At 46.0% G+C, this 12,419-nt stretch carries 11 protein-coding genes and 1 tRNA gene; 2 read left to right on the top strand and 10 right to left on the bottom strand.

Annotated features, from left to right (window positions below; all coding sequences use genetic code 11):
• The first annotated feature begins 20 nt into the window (after positions 1–20).
• Together CRO25_RS28480 and clpP are read left to right on the top strand one after the other, a co-directional pair.
• Positions 21–95: transfer RNA gene (locus CRO25_RS28480), tRNA-Arg, on the top strand.
• A gap of 177 nt (positions 96–272) precedes the next feature.
• The gene (clpP, locus tag CRO25_RS28475) at positions 273–869 is read left to right on the top strand and encodes an ATP-dependent Clp endopeptidase proteolytic subunit ClpP (RefSeq protein WP_063566492.1); all 597 of its coding nucleotides are present in this window, start codon (positions 273–275) and stop codon (positions 867–869) included.
• Positions 870–1,061: 192 nt separating this feature from the next.
• On the opposite strand, the gene CRO25_RS28470 is transcribed toward clpP, so the two are convergent.
• From CRO25_RS28470 to CRO25_RS28425, 10 genes are all read right to left on the bottom strand, one after another.
• Positions 1,062–2,159 (bottom strand): PdaC/SigV domain-containing protein, encoded by a 1,098-nt coding sequence (locus CRO25_RS28470; protein ID WP_072735759.1) that lies wholly within the window; start codon positions 2,157–2,159, stop codon positions 1,062–1,064.
• A 371-nt stretch (positions 2,160–2,530) separates the two neighbouring features.
• Positions 2,531–3,286 (bottom strand): SIMPL domain-containing protein, encoded by a 756-nt coding sequence (locus CRO25_RS28465; RefSeq protein ID WP_064641198.1) that lies wholly within the window; start codon positions 3,284–3,286, stop codon positions 2,531–2,533.
• Positions 3,287–3,433: 147 nt separating this feature from the next.
• A complete protein-coding gene (locus CRO25_RS28460; protein ID WP_017691248.1) occupies positions 3,434–3,703 on the bottom strand; it encodes an HPr family phosphocarrier protein in 270 nt (89 codons plus the stop codon).
• 255 nt (positions 3,704–3,958) lie between these two features.
• On the bottom strand, positions 3,959–4,897 hold the full coding sequence (gene whiA, locus CRO25_RS28455; RefSeq protein WP_063566495.1) for a DNA-binding protein WhiA: 939 nt from the start codon (positions 4,895–4,897) through the stop codon (positions 3,959–3,961).
• Between the two features lie 6 nt (positions 4,898–4,903).
• Entirely contained in the window at positions 4,904–5,890 is a 987-nt protein-coding gene (gene yvcK / locus CRO25_RS28450; RefSeq protein ID WP_063566496.1) for a YvcK family protein, read from the bottom strand.
• Positions 5,891–5,903: 13 nt separating this feature from the next.
• Complete coding sequence (gene rapZ / locus CRO25_RS28445) at positions 5,904–6,803, bottom strand: RNase adapter RapZ (RefSeq protein ID WP_053782949.1); 900 nt, start codon at positions 6,801–6,803, stop codon at positions 5,904–5,906.
• A 51-nt stretch (positions 6,804–6,854) separates the two neighbouring features.
• Positions 6,855–7,805: an ROK family glucokinase gene (locus tag CRO25_RS28440; protein WP_064641195.1), complete on the bottom strand. Its 951-nt coding sequence runs from the start codon at positions 7,803–7,805 to the stop codon at positions 6,855–6,857.
• Positions 7,806–8,296: 491 nt separating this feature from the next.
• Complete coding sequence (locus CRO25_RS28435; protein WP_072735810.1) at positions 8,297–9,328, bottom strand: AI-2E family transporter; 1,032 nt, start codon at positions 9,326–9,328, stop codon at positions 8,297–8,299.
• 160 nt (positions 9,329–9,488) lie between these two features.
• Entirely contained in the window at positions 9,489–10,448 is a 960-nt protein-coding gene (gene trxB, locus CRO25_RS28430) for a thioredoxin-disulfide reductase (RefSeq protein WP_063566502.1), read from the bottom strand.
• 170 nt (positions 10,449–10,618) lie between these two features.
• Positions 10,619–12,352, bottom strand: coding sequence for a lipopolysaccharide assembly protein LapB (locus CRO25_RS28425; protein WP_079697310.1), 1,734 nt, complete (start codon positions 12,350–12,352; stop codon positions 10,619–10,621).
• Between the last annotated feature and the right edge of the window lie 67 nt (positions 12,353–12,419).

The following is a 12,419-nucleotide window of genomic DNA, read 5'->3' as shown; positions in this document are numbered from 1 at the left end:
TTTGCAGCAATAATCAATGTGCGCCCGTGGTCCAATGGATATGACGTAGGCCTCCGAAGCCTGAGATCCAAGTTCGATTCTTGGCGGGCGCGCCATTCTTAATTAGTAGCTCATAACACTCTTAACCAATGAAACCGAATAGGTTTCTTTTTTTTCAAACTTAGTTTGACTTTCTTTGACTTTTTGTTTGGAATTGTTTATGATGTGGGTAATACGGTAACAGTTTATATATAACACCAATTAACATTTACATTTCTGAGGAGGTTTTTCACGTGAGTTATATTCCAATGGTCGTTGAACAGAGCAACCGCGGTGAGCGCGCCTATGACATCTATTCCAGATTGCTGAAGGATCGTATCATCTTCCTTGGCAGTGATGTAAATGACGTTGTGGCGAATTCCATCATGGCACAGATGTTGTTCCTTACTGCGGAAGATCCGGAGAAAGACATTCACTTATACATCAATAGCCCAGGCGGATCCATTACAGCCGGTATGGCGATTTACGATACTATGCAATTCATCAAACCGGATGTATCTACCATCTGTGTAGGTATGGCGGCTTCGATGGGTGCATTCCTGTTGAACGCAGGTGCCAAAGGTAAACGTTTTGCATTGCCTAACAGCGAAATCATGATTCACCAACCACTTGGTGGTGCGCAAGGTCAAGCTTCGGACATCGAAATTCGTGCCCGCCGCATCCTGAAAATGCGTGATACTTTGAACCGCATCATCGCTGAGCGCTCAGGCCAACCGCTGGAGCGTATCGAGAAAGATACAGATCGTGACTACTTTATGAGTGCTGCTGAAGCTGCCGATTACGGTATCATTGATAAAGTTATTGAAAACGTAGGTTCCCAAGGCATCTAAAGCCGAGGCGAATCGCGAATTAAACGGATATACCATATAGCCAACTCAAACGGCAACGCCCAGTTGAGTTGGCTATATGAAAAAAGGACGCTCTCGTCAATATGACGAGGGCGTCCTTTTTTTGAAGATAATTTAAAAGTGCATGATACAAATTCAATCGATTCACTTAACTTTCATAGAAAATCTAATACTTTACTTGTCTGCTGTTAAGCCACTGAACGGCTCTGTGCCTTTAGGAAGCAACTCTTTGTATGTGAACGGGAATTCCGGGAAACCCTCCGCATAAGCTGTATACTCATACAACTGGAAGAATACAACTACACCTGTTGGTGTTACATAGAAATCCTGATCTTTATTCAGACCTTTATAGCCTTCAAGGTAACCACCGCTAGCTTTAAGCTGATCTCCAACTTTTTTGCTTACTGTCTGACGCACGGTTTTGTTATTTTGAATTACATCATCCAGACTCAATTCCTTGCCGGAATCCAGAGCAAAGGTATGACCTGAACGGAACGTCATGCCATGTGCGCCTGCATAGTCCTGATAACTTTGCGTAATGAGTCCAAGCACACCATTTTCGTTGTATGTCACGACATAAGAACTCTCAAATGCATATGGACGGTTCGCTGCTGCGTCACCAAATTCCTTAGTTTGTTTTTTGAAATCTGCTACAAAAGCATCGACTTCATCTTTCAGCACCTTGTTGATAGCTGCTTCTGCTTTATCGTTAGCCAGTCCGCTAACCTGAGGATATTGAATATCGACTTCAGCGTTCTTGATGCTGACTTTCACTGTTGCCGCTTTGACTGTCACGCTATTTTGCTTCACTTTGCTCAGCGTCAGTGTCTTGGCTTTGCCATCCCAGTTGCCCTGAACACCCAAATAATCTCTCATTGCAGAAAACGGAATATACAATCGGCCATTGATCAGCTTCGCTTCCACTTGTGGATAGTAGTTATTAATTCTAACACTCGGTGCCCCATCAATCAGGCTGATGGTCATCGTATTATTAGCTGCCGTTAAGGAGTACTCCTTAGCCTTTGCATCATATTTCAAGCTTCCACCTGCAACATCTTTCACTGCGGTAAGCGATACCCAAGTGGAGCCACCTTGAAGGAGGCCTTTTTGAGTAAGAGTTTTGCCTCCCGACTTCAGAGTTACCTCAGTAGGTGTTGTCACTTTAGTGGATACTGAAGCTGCCTGTACAGAACTATCCTGCCATACAGCCCCGCTCCCCACAATAATTCCTGCCGCCAGTAGTGCACTAGTCCATTTTTTCCATGATGTCATATATAAAACTCCTCTCTCGAATTCAAATTTGAGTGTCATTGCGTATGTATCCTGATTTGATCGTATGCCTCATACGCTCACCTCTTTATTATAATTAACCCAATTGCGGAAAGGTTTACAGCTCCAGTTACAATGTTGTTCGATCCAGATGCCTATAATGAAGGTTTTGTTACGAACAAATGGACAAAAAAGATACCAAAAACCAGCAATTCATTTCGTCATATTTCACTTCTTCTTTCCAAACTTCATCAAAGTGCGCCTTTATAACAAAAAAGACGCTGTCCGATGGACAACGTCTTTGTCATTATTGCCTTTCGCCCGCTCAAGCATATTTTTTAACGGACATCCAGCCTTTATTTACTTTACTTCACTTATTTCATTTCATAAGTAATATTCAGCGTTGTGCTTACTTTAACCTGTCCTGTTTCAATTTCTGTGCTACCAGCAGAATCAGCTGTCGCTTTAGACATCAGAGCCTCACTTGCATAGAACACAGGTACATTGGCGTCACCTTGGCTCACGGAGAGAACAGCACCCAGTTGACGTTTAACCGCTTTTGCAATAGCTCCAGCTTTTACATCAGCATTGGCAACAGCTTTTTCAATCACTTGAGCTTCAAAGCTCTCCGGTTTTTCTACCGTAAAACGTACATTTTCAATATTGTTGGCACCAGCTTGGGAAGCAGCATCCAGGAGTTCACCAATCTTGTCCATCTCTCGGTAAGTTACAGTCAATGTGTGATGAGCTGTGTACCCTTTGATCTTCTGTCCGTCTTTTTCACTATACGTGTAGTCAGGCTGTACGTAGAACTGGCTGGTTTGAATATCATCCGCACTGATTTTCCACGTACTTTTCAGCAGATTGCTAACCTTTTGAATTTTCGCTGCATTCGCTTTTTGCGCAGAGGCTGCGGTATCTGCCGTACTGTTCACTCCAATGGAAAGATAAGCGATGTCAGGCTTCACCTGAATCTCACCTGTACCCACAACGTTAATCACGTTTTGCTGTACCCCCTGTACCTCAGCAGCATATGCATAGTTACTAGGTGCCACCCAAGCAGTACCTCCTACTAGCAATGTACCTGCGACCATCACCGCGCCCAGCGGTTTCATCCATAATTTACCCATTACGTTAGCCTCCTTAAGTTTTAACATCACAAACTCAAATCGATTTGATACCTAACAGACGGGCTTAATTCCATAATGTTGCACTTGACAGTCATAAAACGCAAAAAAGCCCCTTTCGGGACTTCTTCATTGAGTTCAAATCATATCTTATTGGTTCTCAAGCTCTTCCTTGCTTACCAGACTAACTAAAGCGTTTACAGCCTGTTCGGCGTCCGCGCCTTCTGCACTAATCTGGATTTCCGTACCAGTACTGATTGCAAGGCTCATGATCCCCATGATACTTTTTGCATTTACTTTTTTGTCGTCCTTCTCGACGAACACTTCAGATGAGTACTTATTCGCTTCTTGAACGAACAGTGCCGCAGGTCTGGCATGGAGACCCGTTTTCAAACGGACAACTACCGGGTGCTTTGTCATGGAAACTTACCCCCTATTATGAAATCTGGACATTAAATACACAATTATATTTATAACATTATACCATATAACCAGAGCAGGACACTAGAAGAAAAAACTCAGGGTGATTGGATGTCATTATTATGACCCATTTTAGCCTTTTTACATCACCTCATTACACCTGAGCAGCTCTCCAAGATCTTTACAGGCTGACTTTAAGTTGACCTTTAGGCGAAAACCAAAGCAATCAGTTTTGCTAGCAGCCCTACCCTTCATTTAACCATAACGCTCGGTACGAACCTTCTCTGCCAACTCATCAATCTTGCGAAGCCGGTGATTCACCCCGGACTTACTTACTGTACCCTTAAGCAGTTCGCCTACTTCCTTCAAGTTGATATCCGGATGGGCAAGTCTGACTTCAGCCACTTCACGAAGCTTTTCGGGCAACGACTCCAGACCAACTTCCTTTTGCAACAATCTGATGTTATCGATCTGTCTGACGGCTGCTCCAATCGTTTTGTTCAGGTTCGCCGTCTCACAATTGACGATTCGGTTGACGGAATTACGCATATCTCGCATGATACGCACATCCTCGAACTTGAAAAGGGCCTGATGTGCACCAATGATACTGAGCAGTTCAATGATTTTCTCGCCTTCCTTAATGTATAGGATGAATCCTTTTTTGCGTTCTATACACCGGGCATTGAGATGAAATTCATTCGCCAGGTCCACCAGGGCCTGACAGTGTTCCTCATACATGGACGCAATCTCCAGGTGGTAGGACGAACCTTCGGGATTGTTGACCGAGCCTCCTGCCATAAATGCTCCTCGAAGATAAGCACGTTTACAGCAGTTATTTTTGAACAGCTCTCCACTGATCCCTGGAGTAAACAGAAATCCTTCGGAAACAATGTACAGATCTTTTAAAATCACCTGTACCATGGTTGGAATCCGAACAATATATACATTGTTCTTTTTCAGCCGCATTTTTTTGCGGACAAGCAATTCCGTATGCACTTGAAAATGCTTTTTAAGCAGAGAGTATGCCCGTCTTGCAATGGCGGCATTCTCCGTCGAAATATCCAAGATGACTTTTTTATTCGATAACTGCACCGCACCAAGCATACGGATGAGGGCTGAAAGTTCCGCCTTTTCGCAGCACGGTTCGCTTTCGATCATCGTTAGTTCTTTTTTGGTCTGTGCTGCAAACGACATGGGACTTCACCTCTTCCGTAACATCCAATTTTGTACAAGTTGATAGATGTGATGGCTCAGCTTGTCGGCATCATGACGCAGATAAGTCCGGAATAGGACCAACGTATCCGCAACCACTTGATAGCCGGCACTCTTCAGCACATTCATATCCAGCACAACTGGTTTAGCTCCTTTTTCCGCATACTTATTCTGCACTTGCAGCGGAATATCACCATTATTTACAATGACATAGTCGAAAATTTGTTGTCCTACATGTTCATGTACCGCCTTGAGGTGGTCACTCACCGTGTAATTATCCGTCTCTCCTGGCTGTGTCATCACATTACAAATAAACATTTTTACTGCGTCAGCTTCAACGACAGCTTCAGCCAGCTTAGGTACAAGCAGATTGGGCAGAATGCTCGTGTAGAGACTACCTGGTCCAATCAGGATGGCGTCTGCCTGACGAATAGCCTCAACAGCCTCTGGCAACGGCTCCACGTGATCCGGTTCAAGGAAAACGCGTTTGATCCGTAATCCAGCTTCAGGGATCTTGGACTCGCCCGTAACAATCGATCCGTCCTCCATCTCTGCATGCAGTATAACGGCCTGCCCGGCTGCGGGTAATACCTCACCCCGAACGGCAAACACGCGGCTAAGTTCCCGCACAGCGGTCACAAAGTCGCCCGATATATCCGTCATTGCAGCCAAAATCAAGTTACCCAGGCTGTGGCCTGCAAGCCCCGCGCCTGTATTGAAGCGATAGTTCAGCATATCCGACAACAACGGTTCTACATCTGCTAGCGCCGTGAGTACGTTACGAATGTCGCCCGGAGGCGGCATTTGCAACTCATTACGCAGGATGCCCGAACTTCCTCCGTCATCCGCCACCGTCACGATGGCCGTGATGTCTAGCGGCTTTTCCTTCAAACCGCGCAGCATCACGGATAATCCGGTTCCGCCGCCCATGACTACAATTCTCGGACGTTCTCTTCGTGGTCCGGCTTCTTTCATCCCTTCACCCTCTTCAATGACGGTCCCGGTCGGCGTCGCGATGGCTCACGGTAACAGCCTCAGTTTCGCTGCTTCCCAACATTTTGCCCAAATATTCCGATATTGCTACCGAACGATGCTTGCCTCCGGTACAGCCGATTCCAATAATAACCTGGCTTTTGCCTTCCTTCCGGTATTGCGGAATCAGAAAATGCAGCATATCCAGCAGCTTGGTCAGAAACGCCTGCGTCTCCGGCCATTTCATAACATATTCATATACATCACTATTCTGTCCGGTATTCGGACGTAAATGTTCAATATAATGCGGATTTGGCAAGAAACGAACATCAAACACCAGATCCGCATCGATAGGAATACCGTATTTGAACCCAAACGACGTAATATTTACCGACAGCATATGGCTTTCCAGATGAGAAAAGCGGGATATGATGCGCTCTTTTAGTTGAGCAGGCTTCATCGTACTGGTATTCAATACCTGAGTAGCGGAATTTTTGAGTTCCTCCAGCATCTTACGTTCCAGCCGGATGCCGTCCAGCGGCATGCCCTCAGGAGCCAGTGGATGTCTGCGCCTGCTCTCCTTATAGCGCTGGACTAATACAGAGTCTGTCGCGTCCAGGAATAATATTTCACAATGAATGGTAAAATGATCTTTAATATAGTTCAGTGACTCGGACAAAGCCGTAAAGAATTCACGACCGCGAAGGTCGATAACCAGTGCGACCTTGCCAATTTTGCCGTTCGATTGCTCAATCAACTCCGCAAATTTTGGAATCAATACCGGTGGAAGATTATCCACACAGAAGAAACCAAGATCCTCCAGGCTTTGTACTGCAATCGTCTTGCCTGCTCCGGACATGCCCGTAATGATAATGAGCGTGGCGCCTGTGCCCGGTGAAACTTCACCTTCAAGCATAAATGTCCCCTCCTTATCATATTGCTGTCGGATTATACTGTTACGAGGTTACTAGGAACGCAAGAGAAGACCTGCCGCGCCAACAATACCTGCATTATTGCCAAGCGTTGCTTCAAGAATCTTAACCCCTTCTTGCAGCGGTTCAGGTGTCAGTTTCGCAAATACAGTCCGTACTTCATCAAACAAAATATTACCCGCTTTGGATACACCGCCACCGATAATGAACATCTCAGGGTTAATCACAGCCGCTACAGCCGCCATTGATTTACCCAGATAGAACGCTGCACGATTGACGATACGAAGAGCAACTTCATCGCCCTCCTTAGCTGCATCAAATACTTCTTTAGCTGCAATCTTGTCCACGAGTGCCAGTGATGTATGATCTCCACGCTCTACAGCGTCTTTGGCCATACGAATAATTCCGGTTGCTGAAGATACAGTTTCCACGCATCCCATTTTGCCGCATCCGCACTGAATGGCTTCCAGATCAGGAACAACACTGACATGACCAAGCTCACCAGCCATACCAGAGAAACCTTGATAGATCTTGCCGTTCAAGATCAGTCCGCCACCAACGCCTGTACCAAGCGTATAACATACACAGTTGTCCACGCCCTTGCCAGCACCTGCCCAAGCTTCACCCAGTGCAGCCACGTTTGCATCGTTATCTATTTTGACTGGCTTGCCCAAACGTTCTTCCAAAATCGAACGAATGGCTACATTCCGAAATCCAATGTTAGGGGCAAGAACGATAATTCCCTCGCGTACATTGGTGAACCCAGCCACTCCTGCTCCCACACCTTCAAGCTGTTCCCAGCTGTAAGGCGATTCGGCAACGATATGACGGACATACTTCTCGATGTTGGCAATGACCGTGTCAACGCCCTTATCCACTTCAGTCGGTCCTTCATACGTATGCATAAGCTGACCGTGTTCATCACATATACCGACCTTGATTGCTGTTCCGCCGAGATCGACCCCAACGTAGATTTTCTCAGACATGCTACAAGCCACCTTTATCTATCTATAATAGTTTAATCCTACGTACCAACTATAATTGAAGGATACGCCTGGGTCAAGACGATAAGACCTTTGCTGTGATTAGCTTCCTCGCTATTGTGAACAACATCACAGGCTATTTTTGAATACGTATACAACCTCATTTGTCTCTATTAAAAACGCAGGCTTCATTCCTTCCTCCATAGAGGAGGAAGCCTCAACTCATGATATTGCATATCCACTCGTTCCATGCGTAAAAGATGACAATTGTCATCTGAATTTCATGACAATCCTTACTAATCACGTCTCAGACAGTTCGGTAAGATGGAAATATCTTATAGACCAGACGTGATTCAAGATAAGTTCACTCGTGGTTCAGTTGTTGCAACCCTTAGCCTAACGGCGCAAAAAACGCCTTCCCATAACAGGAGGCGTTTCTCTACTTTTATGAACATTACCTCAACCTATACCTTCAGCAGCTATTCAGCTACTGGTCACAGCTTCGTTTCCACACGTACGGGCTCTTCCGTTTTTTCCATCTTGTTGACGTCCAGAATATCGAGCAGGAAGACAAAGATCGGTATACCGATGATAAGCCCCCAGATCCCCAGGAAATGTTGAGACAGAATCAGTACGATAAACGTGTAGAACATCGGCAATTTGGTTTTGTGCGCCATCAGCTTCGGATTCAGGAAGTACGTCTCCAAAGCATGAATAATGATGATCATAATAATCACGATCACGCTGAGCTGTAATCCTCCCAGTTGATAACCGATCAGACACAGCGGAACTAGTGAGATGATAACCCCCGCAACGGGTACCAGACTCAGCATAAACACCAGAATGGTCAAGGCGAACAAGTACGGGAAACCAAGTATCCATAATCCTAGGATCGTCAAAGCCGTATTAAACACAGCAATCATCAATTGTGCCTCGATTACTTTACCAAAAGAAGATACAAACTTATCTCCGAGATAGGCCACTTCATTATAGAACCAGCCGATTTTGCTTGTTTTGAACTTGGAGGTAAACTTGGAAATCTCCCGCTTCTGCAACAAGAAGAACAGACTCAGGATGATAACCAACAGAATGAACTCCAACCATTTGCTTAACGCAAAAATATACTTCAATGCATCGTTGGTATAGTTTTTGATATCGAACGATTGAAGATAACCGGCAATTTTGGAAGCAAAATTATCTCCGTCAGCGGTATCAAGAAATTTCATGATCTCATTCGTTAACTGAACGACCTGATCCACAATTCGTGGTGAATACTTGGAGATGCCCAGTACAATGGCTGCAATAACGATAAGATAGAGCAGGATGACTACAACTTTATAGTTAACCGGAAATAAACGATTTAACTTCTCTGTGATAAAATGCTGCAACCTGTTCATGACATACGTCACCAGGAATAACAGCAAAATCATGTGCAGCATACTCCCCATGCTGAATAGAACCAAACAAAACAACAGCAGGATCAAAAATCGCCGCACTGTTGCATTCTGTAACCAATCTTTTATCATTTCCCCCAAAGTCTTCACCTCACAGCTAATATGCCCATTATGTATACGATCTCATGCCCACTTTGGTTTCAAAAAAAGAGAAGCCTTCCGGCTTCTCACATTATGAGACTTCCCGTTGTCTCTTCTACTTAATTTATGCCAAACCATACCCTTTTCATGCTTACTTATCCAGTGTTTCGCTCCAGTCATGCACAATACTGCCTTCAAGGAATTTCTCGCAGTCCATTGCGGCCATACACCCTGAACCTGCTGCTGTAATGGCCTGACGATACTTCGTATCCTGAACATCACCACAGGCGAACACACCCGGAATGTTGGTCTCGGTTGTACCCGGTTTAACGACAACATAGCCGTGTTCATCCAAAGTAATCTGGTTGCTCAGGAAACCCGTATTCGGTGTATGTCCAATGGCAATGAATACGCCATCGGCTTCAAGCAATTCTTCCTGTCCAGTCTCGTTATTACGTACCTTAAGCCCTTTAACACCAAGAGCCTCAGGCACAACTTCGAGCGGTGTACGGTTCAAAGCCCATTTCACCTTCTCGTTGCTGCGAGCCCGATCCTGCATAATTTTCGATGCACGTAATTCGTCCCGGCGGTGAACCAAGGTAACGTCTGTTGCAAAACGGGTCAGGAAGCTGGCTTCCTCCATAGCGGAGTCTCCACCGCCAACAACGACGATCTTTTTACCACGGAAAAAGAATCCGTCACAGGTGGCACATGTACTTACCCCACGTCCCACATTCTCCTGCTCTCCGGGAATACCGAGATAACGGGCCGATGCACCGGTAGAGATAATGATTGATTCGGCTTCCAGTTCACCGATGCCTCCAACTTTAACCTTGAAGGGCGGTTTACTGAAATCTACTTCTTCCACCCAACCATTTTTGAACTCAGCTCCAAAACGCTCCGCTTGCTTGCGCATATTGTCCATCAGTTCCGGACCCATAATGCCTTGCGGAAAACCAGGGAAATTCTCAACTTCCGTTGTCGTCGTCAATTGACCACCCGGCTGAAGACCTTCGATAACCAGTGGGTTAAGATTAGCACGAGCCAGATATATCGCTGCTGTCAGACCCGCAGGTCCGGTTCCGATCACAATCGTTCTGTATTTAGACATATAGATACAGCCTCCTTAATAAGGTTGAGAGTGTGTTGAGTGGCGATTAACTTGCTATGATGATATCCTACAGGCATGTCGAGACCTATTCGTTAAGTTTACCCGTTTTCCAGGCTTATGTATCCTTCACGCAATGAAGTCTATCCCAAAGCGAGAATTTCAAGGAACATTTACTGGACCGGTGGGTTGGAATTGCACACTTTATTGATTTGCCGTGCATATTTGCTGACTGTGGCAGCTGATATGCCATACCGGTCGGCTATGCTTTGGTAGGTCACTGGACGACTATGAATTTTAGCAGCCAGATATTCCAATCCTGCAGCCAAGCCTTCAATTTGCTTCGTGCCAGGCACCTCCAGGTGTACGCGAGATACATAGTCGGTCCACAACCGCTCCATTTCTTGCTGCAATTCGGCTTTGGCTTCAGACATCTGTAACGCACGGTCCACGACCGCCTGCCAATGCGAAGAAGCTTTCGTCTCCGTTTGTTCCGTCATCGACTCGATCTTCGGAATAGTGCGTTTGCTCAACGCAGTTAGCGGTCGTAAAACAGGAGAATTATCCTGCTTAGTTCCTTCTGAACCAAGACCGTTTAATACGGAACGAGCGGCTTCCACCAGATCCTGATCTTCACCAGGTTCCTCGATAAAGGATTGCAGCGCCTGCTGCACCTCGTAATCACCAATCATGCCAAGAGCATGAATGACCTGGAGCTTAGTTGCCCGATCCCCATGTCGCAACGCCCAGAAGAAAGAGGAACGGATCAAGGGATCATTTTTCATCTCTTCAGGTATGCCGTTGCCATAGTTCTCCCATTGTCTGAATTGCTCGTCAAATGGCAGATGATAGTGATAACTGAGTTTCTCCGGATCTTTCTCTCCCTGTCTCACAGCCTCAAGACCCGACAGATAGTACCGGGATACTTCCGAACCTGGATCCAGCTTGCCTACATGACGCCACAGACGTTCAGCGGAATCGTAACGTTCGGTATTATAAGCTGCGACTGCCGCATAATGTGCGAGAGCTGGGTCCGCAGCGGTTTCTTCATCCTTCAACAGGCGACGGAAATGTACATAAGCCGTATCATGTTGACCCAGGATACCCATCGTGGTAGCCAGTTTGTAGACCTGTTCGTGCTGGAAAGGCACGATGACACGCAATTTTTTGATCAGAAGCAGCACTTGGTCGGCTCGATTCTCGTTCTGGTGAAAGATCGCCAGATTACACAGTGCGTGCAAATTACCAGGCTCCTGCTCCAGTACCTCGGCAATCGTCTCTTTCGCTTTGGGAAACAGCCCCATATAATAATAGGCAAGCGCCAAGTTGTTGCGAGCAGCCAAATAATCAGGATAATCGGGTGACATGCCTTCCAGCAGCTCAGCCGCCTGTGCAAACTTCCCTTGTTCCAACAATTCCCGCGCCTGATCGTGCTCAACGACACCTTTACGTGATTTGATCCGGTTCAGTTTGGCTGGTCGATCCAGCTCGTAGTACAGAAGCTCCATCATCTCTTCCGCTTCCGTCATAAACTGACCTTGGGTATCCTCCTCCAAATACGTAACAAGCGCTTGCTCAGCTTCTTCAAACCGATCCATATTCGCATAATTGTTCGCCATGTAGAAGTAACATTCCGTCATGGACGGATCTACCACGTCGAGCACATGCGCAAGAACGGCATTGGAAGCCTCGTAATCCCCCTTCTCTGATAATATACCCGCCATATTACAATGATTCACCGGATTTTCCGGTTCATATTCAACAGCTTTACGAAAATATTTTAATGCCTTGTCGACGTGATTACGGTCCAGCGAGCGGACAGCTCTCTCAAAAAAGAAAGAAGCATCCAAGTGAATCGGTATTACATTGGCAAGGTGTCCCTCAGCCCGCAGTAGCTTGCCCTTCATCTTCCAAGGCACCTCCTCTTTGCTTTCATTCATACTCTCCAGTATACCACATCTTAAGGCCCACTTC

The organism is Paenibacillus sp. RU5M (genome assembly GCF_900221055.1).
Taxonomy (GTDB): domain Bacteria; phylum Bacillota; class Bacilli; order Paenibacillales; family Paenibacillaceae; genus Paenibacillus; species Paenibacillus marchantiae.
Note: the sequence above shows the minus strand (reverse complement) of the source record. Positions and strands in the feature narration are given on the sequence as shown.